The following is a 22759-nucleotide window of genomic DNA, read 5'->3' as shown; positions in this document are numbered from 1 at the left end:
GGTGTCCGCCGGGCGGTCGCCGCGGGGCCGGTGGGCGGCGCGCGGCTGTTCGCGGCGGCGCGCGCGGGACCCGGACGTGCGGGCGGCGGTCGCGCGGATCGCGGGAACGCCGGACCACCGGTTGCGGGACCGGGCGCTGGACACGGTCGCGGTGTGGTGGGCGGAGACGCGCGACCCGGTGATGCGGGAGTTCGTGCTGGAGCTGGGGGCCGTCGCGGACTCGGAGCCCGCACGGGCGCCGACGCTCGCGCTGCTGGGCCGTCTGGGCACGCAGCTGCACCCGAACGAGGCGCCCGTCGTACCGACGCTGCTCACCGACCCCGACCCGGACGTGCGCGGGCACGCGACGGCGTTCTGCCTGGAGGCGTCCGGGGAGATGCTGCGCGCGCTGTGGGAGCTCGACCCCGCGCCGGGCTCGCCGCTGCGCGACGCGCTGCTCGACGCGGGCGAACCGCCGACGTCCGGTCCGCTGGACCGGCTGTGGGGCGAGTGGCTCGACCGTCCGGACCGGCGGGTCTGGGCGGCGCTGGCGCGCTGGGGCCGCCCGGCGACCGGCGCGCGGACCGAGGGGCTGAGCGCCGTCGCGCTCGGCACCGCCCCGGAAGTGTTCCGCGAGCCCCGGTTCCGGGCCGCGCTGATCGAGGCGCTCGCGTTCGGCGACCATCCGCTGTGCGCGCTCGCCGAGGAGCGCCTCACCGGCCTGCGCGACCAGGTCCTCGTCGACGAGCTGTGCGCCGCCGCGCTGGACGGCGAGGCGCTCGCCGCGATCTGCCGGAAGCACCGGCTGGCGCCCAAGGACCAGGTGCGGCGCGTCGTGTTCTTCCTGCTCACCGGGCAGCCCGGGCAGTACCGCGCCATGGACCCGGACGGGAGCCTGCTCGGCCTCGCCTACGCGGCGGCGTCGCGGGACGAGCGCGAACGGGTGCGGCAGGCGATGCTCACCGCGGGCGACCTCGACCTCGTCCGCGTCATCGTCGGCGACGACCGCCGCACCCGCATCCCGGAGATGCCGCCCGGCGAGATCCGGTACCTCGCCGACCAGCTCGCCGCACGCCGCGAATGGGACGACCTGTGGGCGATCGTCCAGGACGTCCCGATCACCGTCGGCGCCGAACTCGCCCGGTCGTTCGACGGCTGGACGCCGCGCGGCGCCGACGACCGCCGCGTCTTCGACCTGTACCGCGCGGCCGATCCGGCCGCGCTGCGCGCCGCCGCCGAACTCCTGGAGCCGTACCGGACGCGGGTGAGCCGCCGCATGCGGCTGAGCTTCCACGGCCGCGTCAACGACGTGTCGTTCGCCCCCGACGGCCCGTTCCTCGCCGTCGCGGGCACGAACCGGGTCGCGGGCGTCTTCGACCTGCGGTCCGCCGAACTCGTCGCGCGGCACGAGGGGTTCGGCTCGTCCGTCGGGCGCGTCCTGCACCTCGGGGACGGCGCGATCGTCGCCGCCGAGCGCACCAACCGCGTCGACCGGGAGTGCCGGGTGACGCACTGCGCGGACGACGGCACGCGGGTCCTGCACACCGGTGCAGGCTCCGTGACGTCCCTGGCGCGGACGGACGGCGGCGGTTTCGTCGCCGGGACCCGCGCCGGGAACCTCCTGCTGGGCACGCCGGACGGCGTCGTCCCGCTGCCCACCGGCGCGTTCGGCCTGAACGACAAGGACTGGCCGCGCGCGGTCGCCTGCCACCGGCCGTCCGGGCGGATCGCGGTGCTCTGCCGCCGCCTCGTCGTCGCCGCCCCCTACGCGGAAGAGCCCTGGATGCTCGACCCGTACCCGTCGACGGGCTGGGCCGCGTTCGTCGACGCCGACACGGTCGTCGCGGCCGGGCGCGGCGGGCTCGTCCGGCGGCTGCGCGGCACGGGCGACCCACAGGACGAACCGGTCGAGACGGGACGGTTCCGGCTGGACGGCGTGCGCGGGATCGGCGCGCTCCCCGGAACCGGCGAGGTCGTCGCCGTGGACGCGCGCGGCGACCTGCACGTCCTGCACGGCGAGACGCCGACGGCCGTGCACCGCCCGCCGGCGGCGGAACAGCCGACGAGCGCGACCGTGGCGCCGACCGGCGACTTCCTCGCGGTCGGCGACGCCGCCGGGCACACCGACCTGTTCGACCTGCGCGTCCGCGAGGCGCCGCTGATCGCCGCGCGTCCGGTGGTGAACCTCGTCCCCCGGCACCTCGGCATCGTCGCGACCGTGCTGGCCGACGGGGCGCTCGACCCCGCGGCGGAGCCCGCGCTCCGGCTGCTGGAGGCGTGCCTGGAGCACCGGTTCCGCTTCGACGTGGAGATCGGGGACGCCGTCCGGCTCTCCGCGGGCGAGTTCGACATCAGCCTGTGAGGAGGCGCGGTGGACGGTCGCAGACGTGCGGAGCGCCGAGTGCGCGCGTCCGCACGGCCGGGACGGCGGGGCCGCCGCGCGGAGCGGCGGCTGTTCGCCGCCGCCGACCACGACCCCGCCGCACGTGACGGTCGTCCGGATCGCGCGGACGCCGGACCACCGGCTGCGCGACCGGGCGAGGCGGCTCGTCGCGCAGTGGTGGGCGGAGACGCGCGACGACGGGCTGCGCAGCGTCGTGCTGGAGACCGGGGCCGTCGCCCCGTTCCGGCCCGCGCGTCTGCCGACGCTGGCGCTGCTGGACCGGCTGGACGAGTGGCGCCCCGAGGACGCCGGCGAGGCCGCCGCCCTTGCTCACCGACCCCGACCCGGACGTGCGCGACCGCGCGACCGCCGCCTGCCGGGCCGCGACCGGCCCGCTGCACGAGGCGCTCTGGCGGACCGGCCCCGCCCCGGGAACGCCGCTGCGCGCCGAGCTGCTGGCCTCCGCCGTACCGCCCCCGGAGCCGATACTGGACGCGCTGTGGCGGCTGTGGCTCGTCCGCGCCGCCCCGGAACTCGGCGACGCGCTCGTCCGGTGGAACCTTCCCGCGGCCGACCCGGAGATCGGGCCCGCGACCGTCGTCGTGCTCGGCCGGGACCGGGACGTCCTGCTCGCCCCGGCGAACCGGCGGGCGCTCCTCGCCGCGCTCGACCGCGACGACCACCCCGTCGCGGGCCTCGCCGCCGACCGGATCGCCGGGCTCGACGCCCCCGACCTCGCCGACGAACTGTGCGAGCGGGCGCTCGACCGTCCGGCGCTCGTCCCGCACTGCCGACGGCACGGGCTCGTCCCCCGCGACCCGGCGCGGCGCGCGGTGTTCCACCTGCTCACCGGGGAGCCGGGCCAGTACCGTTCGCTCGACCCGGACGGCGGCCTGCTCGCCCTCGCCTACGCGGCGGCGGACAAGGCCGAGCGGGCCCGCATCCGGGAGGCGCTGCCCGCCACCGGCGACCTCGACCTCGTCCGCGTCATCGCCGGGGACGACCGCCGGGTCGGGGAGATGGCCCCCGAAGAGACCCGCTACCTCGGCGAGCGGCTGGCCCGGCGCCGCGCGTGGGACGAACTGTGGACGCTCGTCCGGGACCTGCCGGTCCCCCTCGGCGTCGAACTCGCCCGCCTGTTCGACGGGTGGGCGCCGCGCGACGACGCCGAACGGCACGTGTTCGACGCGTTCCGCGCGATGTCCGCCGACGACGTCGAACGGGCCCTGCGCGTCCTCGAACCGTTCCGGGAGGGCCTGCACCGGACGGCGGCGCCCCGGTTCCGGACCACGTTCGCCGACCCGGTCACCGCCGTCGCGTTCTCCCCCCGCGGCCGGTTCCTCGCCGTCGCGAACGGCGCGGTCGACATCGTCGACGCGCGCACGGGCCGTCGCGTCCGGCGCCACGAGGGGTTCGACGGCCCGGTCGCGGCCGTCCTGCACCTCGGGGACGGCACCGTCCTCGCGGGCGACGCGTCCCGGCTGGTGCGCTGCACGGAGCACGGGACGGAAACCCTGCACGCGGGGCCCGTCGCCGCGCTGGCGCGGACGCGCGGCAAGGGGTTCGTCGCGGTGCTCCGGACGGGCGAGGTGCTGCGCGGCGACCCCGACGGCGTCGACGTCCTGTTCCGGACCGCCCCCGACGAGCGGCCCGGCGCGGTCGCCGTCGACCTCCGCACGAACGACCTGGCGCTGGCGGGCCGCGTGCTCCGCATGTACTCGCTCGACACCGGACGAACGTTCACCTACAGCCGCGGCGGGCGCGTCTCGTACGTCGCGTTCGCCGCCCCCGGCCGTCTCGTCTGCGGCTACGAGCGGGGCGAGGTGCTGCTGCTGCGGCTGTCCGGCGGTGCCGTCTGGGGCCCGCCCGGCACCCGCGCCGACAGACTGCGCGGCGTCGGAGCGCTGCCGAGGACGGACGAGCCGGTCATCGTGGACGCGCGCGGCCTCCACGTCCTCGACGCCGACCTGCGGACGGCCGGTGGCCGCCGCGCACCGGCCCCGGCGGCCCCGACCTGCCTCGCGGTGTCCCACCGCGAGCCGCTCGCCGCGATCGGCGACGCCGCGGGCCACCTCGACCTCCTCGACCTGGCCGACGCCCGAACGGTGGGCCTCCCGGACCTGGCGCACCTTCCGATGGCGGACATGCTCCCCAAGCACCTGGCCCCCATCGACGCGATCGGCGCCGCCCCGACCCTCGGCCGGGAGGCGACGGCGCTGCTGCGGCTCGTCCGGTCGTGCCTGGAGCACCGCTTCCGCTTCGACGTGGAGATCGGGGACGCCGTCCGGCTCCCCGCGACCGAATACGACATCGGCCTGTGAGGAGACACGACCGCACCGGGCGGCGGCAAGCACGAGCGTGAGACGAGACGGGACGAGACGCCGCGCGAACAAAGCAACCAAAAACGGGCGGGACGCGAGAACACGCCGCGAGAAAACGCCGTCGTATCGGGAGCGGGGGCGAGGAGGGGCGATGGGCGGTCGGGAACGGGCGGCGCGGCGGGTCGCGGCGTCCGGGCGGGGCGGTCTTCGGGGCCGGTGGGCGGAACGGCGGCTGCTGCGCGCGGCGGCGGACGGCGACGCGGACGCGCGCGGGGGCGTCGCGGAGGTCGCCCGCACGCCGGGCCACCGGCTGCGCGACCGGGCGGCGGAGACGGTCGCGGCGTGGTGGGCCGCGACGCGCGAACCGGAGCTGCGGGAGATCGTCGTGGAGACCGGCGCGGTGCCCGCCGACGGCCCGGGACGGCTCGTCACGCTCGCCCTGCACGGGCGACCGGCGGACGAATGGCGCGAAACGGACGCCGGACGGGCGCCCGCGCTCCTCACCGACCCCGACCAGGACGTCCGGATGGGCCGCCGAGGCCGCCTGCAAGACCGGCGACCGGCTCCGTCCTCCGCGCGCTCTGGGGAGCCGACACCGGCCCGGGCACCCCGCTGCGCGGCGCCCTCCTGCGGAACGCCGAACCCCCGCCCGCCGGGGTACTGGACGGCCTGTGGCGCGAGTGGGCCGACGATCCGGGCGCGGACCCCCGGGACGCGCTGCTGCGCTGGGGACGGCCCGCGACCGCCGGGCCGCTCGCGATGCTGACCGCCGCCGTCCTGGAGACCGACCGCGAAGCCCTGCTGACGGACCACCGGCCCTTCCTCCTGGACGCGCTGGACCTCGGCGACCATCCGCTCGGCGAGGTCGCCGCGCGGAAGATCGCCGGAATCGGAGACGACGGCCTCATCGACGACGCGTGCACGCGGGCGCTCGACCGTCCGGACGTCGCCGCGCTCTGCGTGCGGCACGGACTCGTCCCCCGCGACACCGTCCGCCGCGCCGCGTTCCTCCTGCTCACCGGCCGGTCCGCGCAGTACCGCGCGCTCGACCCGGACGGCGGCCTGCTCGCCCTCGCCTACGCCGCCGCCCCCGACCCGATGCGCGCCCGCATCCGGGCGGCGCTGCCCGCGACGGCCGACCTCGACCTCGTCCGCGTCATCGTCGGCAGCGACCGCCGGGCCCGCATCGGCGAACTCCCCGACGGCGAGGCCCGCTACCTCGCCGAACGGCTCGCCGACCGCCGCGCGTGGGACGAACTGTGGACGTTCGTCCAGGACCTGCCCCTCCCCCAGGGCGTCGAACTGATCGGCCTGTTCGACCGGTGGGCGCCGGACGACGACGACGCGCGCCGCCTGTTCACCGCGTTCCGCGAAGCCGACTCGGGCGCCGTCGCGACCGAACTGCGCACCCTGCGGGACGACCCCCTCTCGCTGGGACACCGAACCTTCCAGGTGGACGGCGCCGTGACCGGCCTATCGTTCTCTCCGAACGGCCCGCACCTCGCCGTCGCGACGTCCGGACCGGCGATCGACGTCTTCGACCCTCGCTCCGGACGGTCCGTCGAGCGCTTCACCGGGTTCGGCGCACCGATCGGCGCCGTCCTGCACCTGGGCTCCGGCGCGGTGATCGCGGGCGAGCGGACGGCCGACGACGGCCGGGCGTGTCGCCTGCTGCGCTGCACGGACGGCCGGCTCGAAACCCTCCATACCAACGCGGGCGGCGTCACGTCCCTGGCGGCGACGGGCGGCGGCGGGTTCCTCGCGGCGACGCGACGGGGGCCGCTGCGCGGCGTCCCGCACGGGTCCTGGACGGCGCTGCGGCCCGCCGCCGGGCCGGGCCCCGACCCCCTGGACGTGCCGAGCGCGATCGCGGCGCACCCGGAATCGGGCCGGTTCACGGTGCTCGGGCGGACGCTGCGGCTGCTCGGCCCGGGCATCGAGCGGACACTGACCACCCACCCCACCGCCCCGCTCGGCGGGATCGCGTTCGTCGGCGCCGACACGCTCGCCGGCATCACCGAGCAGGGCGCGGTGACGCTGCTGCGGGCGTCCGGCGAAGGCCCGTTCGTCCAGGACGGGTTCCGCTGGACGGCACGCGCCCGCGTCGCGGGCTTCCGCGCACTCGGGGTGCTGCCCGGCCACGGCGCACCGGTCGTGTTGGACGGAACCGGCACGCTGCACATCCTGGACGGCTCGACGCTGCGGACCCGCACCCGGCGACCGCCCCCGGACGGCGCGGCGCCGGGCCGCCTCGCCGTCGCACCGGGCGGGGACTTCCTCGCGATCGCCGACGCGTCCGGCGTCGTCGACGTGTTCCCCGCGAACTCCTGGAAGGTCGCGGAGCTGCTGGCGCGTCCGCTCGCCGAAGCCGTCCCCCGCGACCTGGAGGTGCTCGCCACCGTCCCGGACGCGGAAGGTTCGCTGCGGCTCCTCGCGGCGTGCCTCGAACACCGGTTCCGCCGCGACGTCGAACTCGGCGAGACCGTCCGGGCGTCCACCGGCGGCGAGTCCGACGTGAGCTTGTGAGGGAACGGTGGCGAAACCGACGAAACAGCAGCGGGCGGAGCGGCTGGCGGCCCGCAGCGCCGGGAGCGGCCTGCGCGGCCGGTGGACCGGGAAGCGGCTGTTCGCGACGGCCCGGAAGAACAACGCGATCAGCCGCCGCGCGATGGCGCTGATCGCGGGGACGCCGGAACACCCCCTGTGCGAGCGGGCGAAACTCCAGCTCGCGGACTGGTGGGGCGAGGACCACGAATCCCGCGTCCGGCAGGCCGTGGTGGAGACCGGCGCCGTCGCCCGGGAGGGGTACGCCCGCCTGCGGACGCTCGCGCTGCTGGGCCGCCTCGCCGAGAACTGGGACGAGTCGGACGTGCAGACGGCGCGCAGGCTCCTCGCCGACTACGACCCGGACGTGCGGCTGAACGCGGCCGCCGCCTGCCGCGCCGCCACCGGCGCCATGCACGAGGCGTTGTGGGACGAGGCCGTCTACGCGGGCGATCCGCTGGAGGAAATCCTGCTGGAGCTCGAAACGCCACCGCCCGCCCGGCAACTGGACCGCCTGTGGGCCGAATGGTTCGAGGACCCCGCCGACCGTCCGGGGGACGCGCTGTTCCGGTGGGCGCGCCCGCCGAGCGACACCCGTCCCGTCGCGGCGGCCATCACCGAAAGCACGCCACCGGACCGCGCCGCGCTGCTCTACGCGCTGATCCTCGGCGACGCCCCGCTGCGCGCCGCGGCGGAGAAGCTCGCCGACCCACCCGACCGGGAGTTCGTCGAGGAACTGTGCGAACGGGTCCTGCTGCGGCCGGAGGCGGCCGGGTTCTGCGTCGAACGGGAACTCGCCCCCGGCGACCCGGCGCGGCGGGCGCTGTTCTACGTGATCACCCGCCAGTGGGCGCAGCACGCCGCCCTCGACCCGGACGGGCGCCTCCTCGCCCTCGCCTACGCGTCGGCCGCACCGGCCGTCCGCGCCCGCGCCCGGGACGCCATGCTGGCGAGCGGCGAACTCGACCTCGTCCGCGTCATCGTCGGCGAGGACCGCCGCGCCCGCATGGCGGAGATGCCCCGCGAGGAGGCCCGCTACCTCGCCGAACGCCTCGCCGAACGCCGCGAATGGGACGAACTGTGGGCGTTCGTCCGCGACCTGCCCATCTCCCTCGCCGCCGAACTTGTCCGGCTCACCGGCCGATGGTCCCCACGGCAGGAAGACGAACACCGATACTTCCGCGCATTGCGCGACACCGACCCCGCGACCCTCGACGAGGGCATCGCCCGGCTCCCCGAACGGCCGCCGCTCGAACCGTACGCGGTTCTGCGCCTCCCCGACCAGTACATCCTCGGCCTGTCGTTCTCCCCCGACGCCCCGTTCCTCGCCGTCGCGGGCATCGGCCAGGGCGTGAGCGTGATCGACCTCCGCACAGCGCGGCCCGTCCAGAGGTACGAGGAGCACAGCCCGAGGATGGACCGCGTCCTGCACGTCGGCGACGGGGTCGTCATCGCGCACCTGAAGGTGCTCGGGCAGGAGGCGTACCGGTTGCTCCGCTACGCCGACGGCGCCCCGCGGCCCGTGCGCACCACCGCGCACCCCGTCAAGTCCCTCGCCCTGACCGGCGACGACGGGAGCTTCGCGGCCTGCACGGCGGACGGGGAACTGGTGCTGGTCGACTCCGACGGCGAGGTCCGGACGCTGCACCCCACGCCGTCCGGGCATCCGCCGCCCGACCGGATCACGGCGCATCGCGAGTCCGGACGGATCGTCGCGCTCGGCGACCCGGAGAACGTCCACCTGATCGAACCGGCGGCCCCGTCCGTCACCGCCGTGCCCACCGCGGAACCGGTCGCCCGCGCCGTCTTCCTCGACGCCGACACGCTCCTCTGCAAGCTGGAGAGCGGCGTGATCGCACGGATGACGCTGCCGGACGGGCGGACGGGCCCGCCGTCGCAGACGAAGCAGCTCGGCTCCGCCGAGCCGCACGCGCTGCCCCGCACCGGCGAGGCCGTCTTCATCTGCGTCTACGGCGAACTGCACGTCTACAGCGGTGACCCGCCGGAGCGCGTCCACGTCCGTCCCTCCCCGGACGACAACGCCGGTGTCCTGGCCGTGTCGCCCGACGGGTCCCTCCTCGCCGCCGGTTACCGCACCGGCCGCATCGACCTGTTCGACCTGCGGCCCCGCGAGCTGGCCGCCGTCGTCCGCCGCCCGGCCACCGCCCTCAAACCCCGCGACCTGCGCCTCCTCACCGACACCCTGGACACCGCCACGACCCTCGCACCCGAAACACGAACCGCGCTCGAACTCCTCCGAACCGCCCTCGAACACCGCTTCCGCTTCGACATCGAACTCGGCGACGCCGTCCGCCTCGCCCCCGGCGAACACGACATCAGCCTGTGAGGGAGGGACGGATGCGGCGATCGAGGACGAGCGGCGGGTCGCCGCCTGCGCCCGGCACGGGCGGGCGGGCGTGCGGGCGTGGCGGCGGCTCGCCGCGGCCGCCGCGCGGGCGACGCGGAAGCGCGCGGCGGCGTCGTCCGGATCGCGCGGACGCCCGGTCACCCGCGGAACGCGGACGCGAAACGGTACGTCGCGCGCTGGTGGCTCCGCGGGCGCGACCCCGAACTCCGCCAGGCCGTCCTGGACACCGGCGCGACCGCCCTCACGCCGCCCGGACGCCTGGTGACGCAGCGCTCCTGAACCGGACGGGCGACTGGGACGAGCACGACGCGACGTGGCTGCCGCGCCTGCTCGGCGACCGGGACCCCGACGTGCGGGAGGCGGCGGCCGAGTTCTGCCGGACGGCCCGGGGCGCGGTCCTCGACGCGCTGTGGGACACCGACCCGCGCCCCGGGTCGCCGCTGCGGGACGCGCTGCTGGCCAACGCCGAACCCGCGCCGTATCCGGAGCTGGACGCCCTGTGGGACGAGTCCGTCCGGGACGGTTCGGGCGCGCTGCGCGACGTCCTGCTGCGCTGGGGGCGGTCGGCGGGCGGGACCCGGCTCGCGGCGGTGACCTCGCTGATCGTTCGCGGTCCGGTCACCGACCCGGACGCGCTGCTGGACGCCCACCCCCTCGCCGACCTGGCCGCGGAGCGGACGATCGCGCGGGGCGACCAGGCGGTCATCGACGCGGCGTGCGAGCGGGCGATGCGCGAACCGGAGCTGCTGCGGTTCTGCCGGAAGCGGGGGCTCGTGCCGCGCGATCCCGTCCGGCGCGCGCTGTTCTTCGTCCTCGGCCGCCGGACCGGGGAGTGCCGCGCGCTCGATCCGGACGGGTCGCTGTTCACGCTCGCGTACGCGGCGGCGTCGCCGGACGAGCGCGCGCGGGCCCGCAAGGTCCTGCTGGCCGACGGGGAGCTCGACCTCGTGCGGGTCATCGTCCGCGACGAGCGCCGCACGAACATCGCGGACATGTCGCACGAGGAGATCGAGTACTTCGCCGGACGGCTCGCCGAACGCCGCGAATGGGACGAGCTGTGGACGCTCGTCCTGGACGTCCCCGTCGAGTCCGGGACCGCGCTCGTCCGGCTGATCGGCGACTGGCGGCCCCGCGACGAGGACGGCCGCCGGTTGTTCGCGCTGTATCTCGGTATGGCCCCGGGCGCCGTCCGGGCCGCGCTCCGCCGTCTCCGCGACGAGCACGCGGACCGTCCCGTCCGGACGGAGTTCAAGCTGCCACCGGGGGCGCACGACCCCTCGGCACCGCCGGGAATCAACGACCTCTCTTTTTCCCCCGACCAACCAACACCCGACCGGCTTCCCGGCTCCCCGGGCGCTCCCCTCCTCACCGTCTCGACCTTCGACCGGGGCGTCCGCACCGTCGACCCGCGGACCGGCCGCCTCGCGCGGCGCCACGGCCACTTCCCCACCACCGGCCCGATCCTGGACATCGGGGGCGGCACCGTGCTCGTCGCCCTCGGCCGGAACTCGGGCCCCCACCGGTTCGTCCGCTGCGACCCCGACGGCACCCGCACCGCGCATCCGGTCACCGGGCTCGTCACCGGGCTGACCCGCACCGGCCCCGGCGGGGCGTTCGCCGCCGTCACGGCGGGCGGCGAGCTGGTGCTGGGGTCGCGCGGCTCACCGGACCTCACGGTGCGGGACCTCGCCGACTTCGGGCTGGACCCGTACGCGCGTCCGCGCGGGATCGCCGCGCACCCGGGCACGGACCGGCTCGCCGTCCTCGACCGGGCGATCCACCTGATCGACCCGGCGGGCGGTCCCGCCGAGACCGTCCGTCCCGCCGGCGAGGCGGTCCACATCGCCTACGCCGACGCGGGCACCGTCGCGTACGCCGACCGAGAAGGCTGCGTGGCCCTCCTCCCGCTCGCGGGCGGCGCCGAGCGCCGCCTCCTGAAGCGGACGATGCTGTGCGGCATCGCGGCCGTCCACCGCGGTATCGCGACCGTGGACACCTACGGCTGCCCGTTCTTCATCGACACCGCCCGGCCGGACCCGGAGAAGACCGAGTCGTCCGTGCCCTACCCCAACGCCGTCCGGCTGGCGGCGGCGCCGTTCGGAGAGATGGTCGCGATCGGGCACAACGACGGCGTGGTCATCGTGTTCGACCTGCGCGCACGCGAACTGGACGACGTCGTCCGGCGTCCCCTCGCCGGGCTGCTCCCCCGCCATGCCGACCTCGCCGCGGCGGTCCTGGAGCGACCGGTGGCCCCGCACGTGCGGACGCTCCTCGAACTTTTCCGCGCGGCCCTCGACCACCGGTTCCGCTTCGACGTCGAAGTGGACGGGACCGTCCGGCCGACCGTCGGCGACCACGACATCAGCCTGTGAGGAGAGCGATGGCGAAGCGAAGGCGGCGGGCCGCGGAGCGCCGGGTGCGGGCGAGCGCCCGGCGCGGCCCCTGGGCGGGATGGGCGGGTGTGCGGCTGTTCGCGGCGGCCGCGACGGGCGACGCGGACGCCCGCGACGCGGTCGTCCGCATCGCCGGGACGCCGGACCACCGCCTCGCGGGCCTGGCGCGGGAGACCGTCGCGGGCTGGTGGTGCGACGGCCGCGACCCCGGGATGCGCGCAGCGGTCCTCGCCACCGGCGCCGTGTCGGTCCTGCTCCCCGACCGGCTGCTGACCCTCGCGCTGCTGAACCGCCTCGACGAGTGGGCCGCGCACGACGCGCAATGGGCGCCGGAACTGCTCGCCGACGCCGACCCCGACGTCCGGGAGAGGGCCGCGGCCCGCTGCCGGGACGCGACCGGACCGATGCTCGCGGCGCTGTGGAAGGCCGACACGGGCCCGAAGACGCCGCTGCGGACCGTCCTGCTGGAGAACTCCGAGCCACCGCCCGCCCCTGTCCTCGACCGGCTCTGGCAGCAATGGCTCCGCTCCCCCGACCCGAAGACGGGGGACGCCCTGCTCCGGTGGCGGCGGCCCGCGACCGGCGGGTGGCACGCGTCGCTGACCGCCGTCGCCGTGGCCGACGACGCGGACGTCCTGCGGGAACCCGCCCATCGCGAGGCGCTCCTGAGCGCGATGCTCCTCGACCGCAACCCCGTCCACGACATCGCCGTGAAGAGGTTCACCGCGCTGAACGCACGCGTCCTCGTGGACGAGCTGTGCGCCCGGGCGCTCACGGACCCGGCCGCGGAACGATTCTGCCGCGACCACGACGTCGTCCCCGCCGACCCGGTGCGCCGCTCGCTGTTCTACCTCGTCACCGGACGGCCCGCGCAGCATCGCGCGGTCGACCCGGACGGCGGCCTGCTCGCCCTCGCCTACGCGGCGGCCCCGGCCGACCTCCGCGCGCGGGTCCGCGAGGCGATGCTCACCGCGGGCGAACTCGACCTCGTCCGCGTCATCGCCGGGAACGACCGCGTCCCGGACATGTCCGCCGAGGAGACCTCCTACCTCGCCGAACAGCTCGCCGAACGCCGCGAGTGGGCGGACCTGTGGGCGCTCCTCCAGGACCTGCCGCTCGCCGCGAGCGTCCGCCTGGTCCGGCTGTTCGACCGCTGGACGCCGCGCGCCGCCGACCAACGCCGGCTGTTCGCGCTGCTGCGGGAGGCCGACCCCGACACCGTCGCGGCCTGCACCGAACGCCTGAGCCACGACCCGCTCCCGGCGGTCCCCCAGGCGACGTACCTGTTCCAGGGCCGCGTCAACGATATCTCGTTCGCGCCCGACGGCCCGTTCCTCGCCGTCGCGGGCATCACCAAGGCCGTCGGCGTGTTCGACCTGCGCACCGCCGAACTCGTCGAACGCTACGACGGGTTCGGCGCGTCCGTCGGGAGCGTCCTGCACCTCGGGAACGGCGCTCTCATCGCCGGGGAGCACCCGAACCAAGGGCAGCCGCAGTGCCGGCTGGTGCGCTGCGAGGGCGGCGCCCGGCGCGTCCTGCACACGGCGAACGGCGCCGCCGACTGCCTCACCCTGACCGGGGACGGCGCCTTCGCGGCGGGCACCCGGGACGGCGAACTCCTGTTCGGCGACCCGAAGGGCCGCGTCCGGGCCCGCACCGTCGCGTCCTTCGGCCTCGGCAGGGCGCAGTGGCCCCGGCAGCTCGCCGCGCACCGCCCCACCGGACGGCTCGCCCTCCTCGGCCGCTCGGTCCACCTCGTCGATCCGGCCACCGGCGACGCCCGCCGCGTCCACGCGCGGACGACCGCCCGGGTGGCCTTCGCCGACGCCGACACGCTCGTCTGCGCCGAACACGACGGCACCCTCACGCGCGTCCCCCTGGAAGACGGGCCGCGGCACACCGCGAAGGTGCCGGGCTTCGCGGGCATGGGCGTCCTCCCCCGCACCGGGCAGGTGATCGTTGCGGACGGGCCGGGCGACCTGCACCTCTTCGGCGGCGAACTGCTGGACGACGCGGGCGTCCACACGCCCCCGCGGCACGGCGGGGCGTCCGGGCTGACGGTGTCGCCGGACGGGGACTTCCTCGCCCTCGGCCACCGCGACGGCACCATCGACCTGTTCGACCTGCGCCCCATGGAGCTGCCCGCCCTCGCCCGGTGCCCCATGGCGTCGTTCGTCCCCCGCCACCTCGACCTCGTCGCCGCGGCCTGCGCCGCCCCGGCCCTGGACGAACCGGCGCGCCGGACCCTCGAACTGCTCCGCGCCTGCCTGGAGCACCGGTTCCGCTTCGACGTCGAGGTGGGCGAGTCCGTCGCCCTGGCGGGCGGCGAACACGACATCGGCCTGTGAGGGGAGCGACCGTGGACGAGCCGGACACGAGCCGACGGACCGGCGCGGGCCGACGCGGGCCGTGGGCCGCGTGGACGGCCGGGCGGCTGTTCGCGAACGCGGCGAGGGGCGACGCGGGCGCACGCGACGCCGTCGTCCGGATCGCCGGGACGCCCGGGCACCGGCTCCGCGACCGGGCGAAACGGACGGTCGCGACGCTGTGGGCCGAGACCCTCGACCCCGCGCTGCGCCGGGTCGTCCTCGACACCGGCGCCGTCGCCGCCCGCGGCCCCGCCCGCCTGCCGACCCTCGCGCTCCACGACCGGCTCGACGAGTGGGGCCCCGCCGACGCCGGGCGGGCGCCGTCTCTGCTCGCCCACTCCGACCCGGACGTGCGCGACCGGGCGGCCGCCGCCTGCCGGACCGCGACCGGGGCGATGCTGCGGGCCCTGTGGACGAGCGACGGGACTCCCGGCCCTCCGCTGCTGGACGTCCTGCTGGACAACCCCGAACCTCCGCCCGGCCCGGTACTGGACGCGCTGTGGTCGGAGTGGCTCGACGACCCCGCCGAGTCCCTGCCGGAGTCCCTGCCGGAGTTCCTGCGGCGGTGGGGGCGGCCCGCGGGCGATCCCCGGCACGGACCCTTGAGCGTCATCGCCCTGGCGTCGGACGCGAACGAGCTGGGCGCGTCCCGGCACCGCGCGGAACTCCGGCACGTGCTGCGCCTGACCGGCCACCCCCTCGCCATCGGCACCGCGAGAAGGCTGGCGGCGCTCGCGGCCCCCGAGCTCCTGAACGAGATCTACGACGCGGCCGCGGAGAACCCCGGCTTGGCCCGGTTCTGTGTCGGGCACGGCGTCGTCCCGGCCGACCCGCCCCGGCGCGCCCTGTTCTACCTTCGCACCGGCCACCTCGAGCAGCGGCGCGCCCTCGATCCCGACGGGAGCCTGCTCGCCCTCGGCTACGCCGCGGCGACCGGCGCCGAACGCGCGCAGGCCCGCGAGGCGATGCTCGGCGCGGGCGAGCTCGACCTCGTCCGCGTCATCGTCGGCGGCCGGGCTCCCCTGCCGACCGGAACCGGAACCGCTTCCCGGCGCGGCTCCCGCATCGGGGAAGTGTCCGCCGAGGAGATCCGCTACCTCGCCGAACGGCTCGCCGACCGCCGCGAATGGGACGAACTATGGACGTTCGTTCGCGACTTCCCCGTCACCACGTGCGTCGACCTCGTCCGACTCTTCGACGGCTGGGCCCCCCGGGAAGACGCCGACCGCGCCCTTTTCTCCCGGCTTCGGAGGTTCCCGCTCCAGAAGGCCGAATCGGGAATGGCCCGCATCCGGGACCGGGCGCCCGCGACGGTTCTGCACACCGGTTCGGTGCTCGTCGGCCGCTCCATCGACCTGTCCTTCGCGCCCGACGGCCCGTTCCTCGCCGTCGGCGGAGACAAGGCGGGCGTGTGCGATCTGCGCACGAGCCGCGTGGTCGAGAAGTACGAGTTCGCCGGGCCGGTCGACAGGGTCCTGCACCTGGGCGACGGCACGCTGCTCGCCGCCGAACACGCCCCCGCGGGCCCGCACCGGCTGATGCACTGCTCGCGGGGCCGCGACGTCCGGGAGCTGGCCGCGACGTCCGGCGCGCTCACCTCCCTGGTCGCGACCGGTCCCGACGGGAGGTTCGCGGCGGGTGTCCTGGGCGGCGAACTGCTGCTCGGAGATCCGGCCGGGGCCGAGGCACGGCCCCTGTCGGGGTACGGGTTCGGCGCCTGCCGCACGCCGAAGGCGATCGCGCATCGCGCCTCCGGACGCCTCGCCGTCTTCTCCCCGCTCTACAGGCGGTACCTGCTGATCGAGACGGCCACCGGGAACTTCACGCTCGGCGATGCGGGCGACCTGTTCCTCGCGGCAGAGTTCATCGACGCCGACACCGTCGCCTACATGGCGTTCGGACGCACGACACGGGTGTCGCTTCCGGAGTGGACGGTCCGCTCCGAACTTCCGGACCCACCGGGTTATCTCAGCGCGGACCCGTGCGCGCTGCCCCGCACCGGTCACTTGGTCGTGGCGGACTGGCACCTGAACAGGCTTCGTGCCTGCGACGACGAGCGGACCTCGGACTTCACCGAGCATCGTCCCGCGGACACCGCCCCCACGGCCCGCCTCGCGGTGTCCCCGGACGGGACCCTCCTCGCGGTGGGCCGCGCCGGGGGCGAGATCGACCTCTACCACCTGCCCCTCTGGGAGGCGTCCGGGCTCCTGCGGCGCCCGCTGGCCGAGTTCGTCCCGGGCGATCTGGAGCTCGTCGACGAGGCGCGGGCCGGCCCGGTGATCGACCCGCACGTGCGGGCCGTCCTCGACCTCGTCCGGGCGTGCCTGCACCATCGGTTCCGCTTCGACATCGAAGTCGACGGGATCGTCCGGCCGGCGGTCGGCGACGACGACGACATCAGCCTGTGAGGGGAGCACGGTGACGCAACGGACGGACGCTGAGCGGCGGGTCGTCGCCGAGCGGACGGTGGGGCCCGTGGGGCGCCCGGGCGGCGCGGCGGCTGTTCGCGGCACGCCGCGGGCGGCGACGCGACCGCGCGGGACGCGGTCGTCCGGATCGCGCGGACGCCCGGGCACCGGCGGTGCGAGCAGGCGAAGCCGCGGGTCGCGGCCTGGTGGGCGTACGAACGCGACCCCGCGATGCGCCGGGCCGTCCTCGACACCGGCGCCGTCGCCGTCGACATGCCCGCCCGCCTGCGGACGCTCGCGCTGCACGACCGGCTGGACGAGTGGGCGGCGGAGGACGCCGGGTGGGCGCCGGAGCTGCTCGACGACCCCGACCCGGACGTGCGGGCGAACGCCGTCGCGTGCTGCCGGACCGCGTCCGGGCCGATGCTGCACGCGCTGTGGGACGCCGACACCGGGCCGGGGACGCCGCTGCGGAACGTCCTGCTGTCCGGCGGCGCGCCGCCGCCCGGTCCGGCGTTCGAGGCCCTGTGGGCGGCGTGGCTCGACACGTCCGCCGACACCCCGGCGGACGGGCTGGGGGACGCGCTGCTGCGCTGGGGGCGACCGGCGGACGACGGCCGGTTCGCCGCGCTGAGCGTCGTCGCGCTGGAGACGGACGTGCCGAACCTGGCGCGGCCGCCTACCGGGAGGCGCTGCTGGTCGCGCTGCTCATGCGCGGCCATCCGCTCCGCGACATCGCCGCCCGGAAGGCCCGCGCGCTGAACGACCGCGCGTTCGTCGAGGACGTGTGCGAGCGCGCGGAAGGGAACACCGGCCTCGCCGCCGTCTGCGCCGAGTACGGGTTCGCGCCGCGCGATCCGGTGACGCGCGCCGCGTTCTACCTGCTCACGGGGCAGCCGCGGCAGTACCGGGCGCTCGATCCGGACGGGAGCCTGCTCGCCCTCGCCTACCTGGCGCGTCCGGAGGGCGGCCGGGAGCGGCTCCGCGAGGCGATGCTGACGGCGGGCGAACTCGACCTCGTCCGCGTGATCGTCGGCGACGGATTCACCCAACCAACCAACACCCGACCGACCTCCCGGCGCCGCTCCCGCATCGCGGCGATGCCGGACGGCGAGGTCCGCTACCTCGCCGAGCAGCTCGCCCGGCGCGGCGCGTGGAACGACCTGTGGTCGCTCGTCAAGGACGTCCCGATCGCGACCGGCGCCGCGCTGTTCGCCCTCTTCGACGACTGGACGCCGGGCGACGACGACGAGCGCCGGTTGTTCACGCTGTTCCGCGAGGCCGACCGCGCCGCCGTCGCGTCCGGGCTGCGGGACGGCGGCGGACCGCTGTGGCGGGCCGCGCGGCGGGCCCGGCTGCGCTTCCGGCACAGCGTCGACGACATCTCGTTCGCGCCGGACGGCCCGTTCCTCGCCGTCGCGGGACGCGCGGGCGTCGTGGGCGTGTTCGACCTGCGCACCGCCCGGCTCGTCGAACGCTACGACTGGTTCGACTCGCCCGTCGGGACCGTCCTGCACCTCGGCGGCGGCGTCGTCCTCGCCGGTGAGCGGGGCGTGCACGGGACGGGGCCGTGCCGGGTGGTGCGCTGCGAGAACGGGACGGACCGGGTCCTGCACTCCGGTCTCGGGTCGATCACCTCGCTCGCGCTGACCGGCGGCGGGACGTACGCGGGCGGCACCCGCGACGGGGAACTGCTGCTCGGGGACGCGACCGACCCCGCCCGGGTCGTGCCGGTGACGGAGTTCGGGCTGGGGCTGCGGCAGTGGCCGCGGCGGATCATCGCGCACCGCGCGTCGGGCCGCCTCGCGCTGCTCGGCCGCTCGGTGCACCTGATCGACCCGGCGACGGGGCACGCGGCCGGGGCCCACGCGGGACGGGCCGTCCAGTCGGTCGGGTTCGTCGACGCCGAGACGGTCGTGTGCGCCGACACCCGGGGGTGGACGATCCTGCTGCGGGTCGAAGACGGGCACCGGGTCCCCGTGCGGAACGCGCAGATCCGGGGCTGCGCGGGCCTCGGCGTCCTGCCGGTCAGCGGCCAGGTCGTCGTCACCGACCGGCTCGGCGACCTGCACTTCCTGGACGGCGCGACGCTGAAGACCGTCGACGTGCACCGGTCGCCGTCCGGCGGCAAGCCCACCGGGCTGACGGTGTCGCCCGGCGGCGAGTTCCTCGCGGCCGGGTACGGGGACGGCCGCGTCGACCTGTTCGACCTGCGGCTGCGCGAGGTGCCCGCGATCGTCCCGCGTCCCGTGGCCGACCTCGTGCCGCGCGACCTCGGCGCGGTCGGCGCGGCGCTGGCGAACCCCGCGGTGACCGGCCCGGACCGGGCCGCCCTCGAACTTCTCGACGCGTCCCTGACCCACCGCTTCCGGTTCGACGTCGAACTGGGCGAGGCCGTCCGGCTGACGGCCGGCGACCACGACATCAGCCTGTGAGCGGATGTCAACGGCATAAGGGGCGGCGCCGGAGAGGAGAGCACGGAAGAATGCGGATGGACACTGTGAAAGGGGGACGATGACGACCCGTATCGGCATCGACTTCGGCACCGCCAACACCGTCGTCGCGGGCTGGGACCACGACCTGGACCGCGGCGAGCCGATCCCGCTGCCCGGCCTGGACCTGACGCGGGAGGGGAACCGGGGCGTCGACCAGCGGGTCGTGCCGTCCCGCATCGCGTTCTCCGGCGGCGGCGACCGGCGGTGGATCGGCGCGCAGGTGACGCCGGAGATCGCGGACGACCCGGAGAACGCGACGTTCCAGTCGGCCAAGAGCGCGGTGACCGGACGGGCCGTGGACATCCCGCGGCGGCTCGGCGGCGACCGGACGGTCACGGCGCGGCAGGCGGCGACCCGCTTCCTGTCGGACGTGATGGCGGCCGCGACCCTCGCCGTCGACTCCGGCGACCTGGAGATCGTCGCGACCGCGCCCGTCGAGGCGTTCGACACCTACCGGGACTGGCTCGTCCAGGAGGTCGGCGAGGAGGCGGGCGGCGCGGCGCGGCTGCGCGTGGTGGACGAGGCGACGGCCGCGGCCGTCGGGTACAGCGCGCGGCTGAACCCCGGGGACGTGTTCCTGGTGTTCGACTTCGGCGCCGGGACGCTCGACACGTCCGTGGTGAAGGTGCTGGACCCGTCGAACGCGACGGCGGGCGCGTCCGTCCGGACGATCTCCAAGGCGGGCCTGGACCTCGGCGGCGACCACATCGACGCGCTGCTCGCCGAGCACGTCGCCGAGCAGACGAACGTCCCGTTCGGCGACACCGAGGAATACAACCGGATCTTCCGGGAGCTGCTGCGCTCGGCGGAGGCGGCGAAGGTCGCGCTGACCTCGCAGGACGCGGCGAAGGTCGAGGCCGGACGGTACGGCATGGAGATCACCCGCGCGGAGTTCGACGGGCTGCTGAAGCGCAAGGACGTCCTCGGCCGGGTCAACCGGGCGCTGCGCAAGACCCTCGACGGCGCCGCGGCGAAGGGGTTCCCCGCCGACGAGATCAGCAAGGTGTTCCTGGTGGGCGGCACGAGCCTGATCCCGGCGGTGCAGGACGTCCTGTCCCTGCAGTTCCCGCCGGACTCGCTGCACCTGGACCGTCCGCTGGAGGCCGTCGCGGCGGGCGCGGCCGGGATCGCGGGCGGGTACGAGCTGAGCGACCACATCCAGCACGACTACGCGATCCGGCACGTCAACCGGGAGACCGGCGCGTACGAGTTCGAGACGCTGGTGGAGGCGGGCACCGAGTACCCGACGCCCGAACCGGTGAAGAAGCTGACGATCAAGGCGATCCGGAACGGGCAGAAGCATCTCGGCATCGCGGTGTACGAGCTGGCGCACGCCAGCTACCGGGAGGCCAGCTCCGACCTGGAGATCATGTTCGACGCGAACGGCGGCGCCCGCACCGTCGTCGTCACCGCGCAGCGCCTGCAGGAACGCTCCCGGCTGTGGCTGAACGAGGACAGCCCGACGTTCCTGGAGGCCGACCCGCCCGCCGAGGCGGGCGTCGACCGGTTCCGGCTCGACTTCCGCGTGGACGCGCAGAAGCGCCTGACGGTCTCGGCGTACGACATCCAGCGCAACACCCTGGTGCTCGACCGGCAACCCGTTGTCCGGCTGTCCTGAGGGAGGACGCCATGTCGCATTACACGAAGGTCAAAACCACGATCACCGACCAGGAACGTCTGGTCACCGTCCTTAACGACTTGGGGTTCGCCCACGTCGAATCGCACTCGTCCCCCACGCACCTTTACGGCTACCGAGGCGACAGGCGTCCGGAGAAGGCGGAGGTGGTGTCCGGCGGCAGCACATCGGGTCGGCCAGCAACGACCTCGGTTTCCACCGGACGGGCAACGGCACGTTCGAGGCGATCATCAGCGGTTTCGACCGGCGCAAGTACGATGCGGGGTGGCTGAACAAGGTCTCGCAGCGCTACGGACGGCTCACCGCCGTGGCGTTCGCCGAGGACAACGGCTTCGACATCGCCGCCGAGGAGACCGACCGCCGCACCGGCGAGGTCAGGCTGACGCTGCGGCGCACGACGGTCTGACGGGGGACGATCTGAAGGACATCCTGTGGAGGTCCGCGGACAAGCTCCGCGGCTCCATGGACGCCGCCCAGTACAAGGACTTCGTGCTGGGCCTGGTGTTCCTCAAGTTCGCCTCCGGCTCCGGCGCCTTCGACGTCCCCGAACCGGCCCACTGGGACGCCCTCCGGACGTCCGGGGACGCCGGGGACGTCGGGGGCGCGCTGGACGCCGCCATGGACGCGCTCATGGCGGCCAACCCCTCGCTCGCCGGGGCGCTCCCGAAGATCTTCGGCGGCGCCGACGCGCGCCGCCTCGCCGAACTCGTCGACCTCATCGACGGCGCCCGCTTCGACACGGCCCGCTTCGACGGGACGGGCGACGTCCTCGGCGAGATCTACGAGTACTTCCTCGAACGGTTCGCGCGGGCCGAGGGCAAACGCGGAGGCGAGTTCTACACGCCGTCCAGCGTCGTGAAGCTCCTCGTGGAGATCCTGGAGCCGTACAAGGGGCGCGTGTACGACCCGTGCTGCGGCTCCGGCGGCATGTTCGTCCAGGCGGAGAAGTTCGTGCTGAGCCACCGGGGCCGCCGCGACGACATCGCGGTGTTCGGGCAGGAGGCCAACGAGCGGACGTGGCGGCTGGCCCGGATGAACCTCGCCGTCCACGGCATCACCGGCGACCTCGGCCGGGCCGACACGTTCCACGCCGACGCCCACCCGGACCTGCGGGCCGACTTCGTGCTCGCCAACCCGCCGTTCAACATGTCCGACTGGTACCGCCGGGCGGACGATCCCCGCTGGCGGTTCGGCGTCCCGCCCGCCGGGAACGCGAACTTCGCGTGGATCCAGCACATCCTCGCGAAGCTCGCGCCGACCGGATCGGCCGGCGTCGTGATGGCGAACGGGTCGATGTCGTCCGCGCAGAAGGGCGAGGGCGAGATCCGGACGGCGCTGGTGGAGGCCGACCTCGTCTCCTGCATGGTCGCGCTGCCGCCCCAACTGTTCCGCACCACGCAGATCCCCGCGTGCCTGTGGTTCTTCGCGAAGGACAAGGGCGCCCGATCGGGCCACGTCCTGTTCGTCGACGCGCGCGACATGGGCACCCTCGTGGACCGCACGGAACGCGTCCTGACCTCGTCCGACATCGACCGGATCACCGGCGCCCACCGCGCGTGGCGCGACGGCTCGCACGTGGACGAGCCGGGGTTCGCGCGCTCGGTGCCCCTGGCGGCGATCCGCGAGCACGGCCACGTCCTCGCGCCGGGCCGCTACGTCGGGACGCCCGCCGCCGCGCCCGGCGAGTCCGCCGAACCCGCCGCCGACCGCATCGAGCGCCTCACGAAGGAACTGCTCGCCTGCCTGGACGAGTCGGCCCGGGTCGACGCGATCGTCCGCTCCCGCCTGGACGGCGCCCCGGACGGCTGACGCCGCCCGGCCCGCCCGGCCCGCCGAGGCCGCCCGGCCCGCCGGGGCCGCCGG

Annotated in this window: 14 protein-coding genes; all 14 read left to right on the top strand. The window is 75.7% G+C overall.

The features are described 5' to 3' along the window. The coding region (locus tag BJF79_RS55140; RefSeq protein ID WP_262401603.1) for a hypothetical protein at positions 1-2341 on the top strand (2341 nt) is incomplete at its 5' end. Positions 2342-2688: 347 nt separating this feature from the next. After that, positions 2689-4683, top strand: a complete 1995-nt coding sequence (locus BJF79_RS06190; RefSeq protein ID WP_075895412.1) for a WD40 repeat domain-containing protein — start codon at positions 2689-2691, stop codon at positions 4681-4683. A 151-nt stretch (positions 4684-4834) separates the two neighbouring features. Then, positions 4835-5449, top strand: a complete 615-nt coding sequence (locus BJF79_RS52845) for a hypothetical protein (protein WP_075895411.1) — start codon at positions 4835-4837, stop codon at positions 5447-5449. Beyond that, positions 5443-7209, top strand: a complete 1767-nt coding sequence (locus tag BJF79_RS06180) for a hypothetical protein (protein ID WP_075895410.1) — start codon at positions 5443-5445, stop codon at positions 7207-7209. The genes BJF79_RS52845 and BJF79_RS06180 overlap by 7 nt, the downstream gene beginning before the upstream one ends. 7 nt (positions 7210-7216) lie before the next feature. Next, complete coding sequence (locus tag BJF79_RS06175) at positions 7217-9574, top strand: WD40 repeat domain-containing protein (RefSeq protein ID WP_075895409.1); 2358 nt, start codon at positions 7217-7219, stop codon at positions 9572-9574. A 78-nt stretch (positions 9575-9652) separates the two neighbouring features. Continuing rightward, positions 9653-9874: a hypothetical protein gene (locus BJF79_RS06170; protein ID WP_075895408.1), complete on the top strand. Its 222-nt coding sequence runs from the start codon at positions 9653-9655 to the stop codon at positions 9872-9874. A 71-nt stretch (positions 9875-9945) separates the two neighbouring features. Further along, positions 9946-11967 (top strand): hypothetical protein, encoded by a 2022-nt coding sequence (locus BJF79_RS57035; protein WP_075895407.1) that lies wholly within the window; start codon positions 9946-9948, stop codon positions 11965-11967. An 8-nt stretch (positions 11968-11975) separates the two neighbouring features. Beyond that, complete coding sequence (locus tag BJF79_RS52835) at positions 11976-14336, top strand: WD40 repeat domain-containing protein (RefSeq protein WP_143219736.1); 2361 nt, start codon at positions 11976-11978, stop codon at positions 14334-14336. Between the two features lie 11 nt (positions 14337-14347). Then, positions 14348-16765, top strand: coding sequence for a hypothetical protein (locus tag BJF79_RS06155; RefSeq protein ID WP_075895405.1), 2418 nt, complete (start codon positions 14348-14350; stop codon positions 16763-16765). A 231-nt stretch (positions 16766-16996) separates the two neighbouring features. After that, entirely contained in the window at positions 16997-17527 is a 531-nt protein-coding gene (locus BJF79_RS06150; RefSeq protein ID WP_075895404.1) for a hypothetical protein, read from the top strand. Further along, positions 17476-19200: a hypothetical protein gene (locus BJF79_RS06145; RefSeq protein ID WP_075895403.1), complete on the top strand. Its 1725-nt coding sequence runs from the start codon at positions 17476-17478 to the stop codon at positions 19198-19200. Before BJF79_RS06150 ends, BJF79_RS06145 begins: the two co-directional genes overlap by 52 nt. Positions 19201-19279: 79 nt before the next feature. Next, positions 19280-20878 (top strand): Hsp70 family protein, encoded by a 1599-nt coding sequence (locus BJF79_RS06140; RefSeq protein WP_075895402.1) that lies wholly within the window; start codon positions 19280-19282, stop codon positions 20876-20878. Between the two features lie 100 nt (positions 20879-20978). After that, on the top strand, positions 20979-21302 hold the full coding sequence (locus BJF79_RS65290) for a DUF1257 domain-containing protein (protein ID WP_316043282.1): 324 nt from the start codon (positions 20979-20981) through the stop codon (positions 21300-21302). Continuing rightward, on the top strand, positions 21299-22705 hold the full coding sequence (locus tag BJF79_RS06130) for a type I restriction-modification system subunit M (RefSeq protein ID WP_075895414.1): 1407 nt from the start codon (positions 21299-21301) through the stop codon (positions 22703-22705). Before BJF79_RS65290 ends, BJF79_RS06130 begins: the two co-directional genes overlap by 4 nt. Positions 22706-22759 lie beyond the last annotated feature (54 nt).

The sequence above is a fragment of the Actinomadura sp. CNU-125 genome (assembly GCF_001942465.1).
Classification (GTDB): domain Bacteria; phylum Actinomycetota; class Actinomycetes; order Streptosporangiales; family Streptosporangiaceae; genus Spirillospora.
Note: the sequence above shows the minus strand (reverse complement) of the source record. Positions and strands in the feature narration are given on the sequence as shown.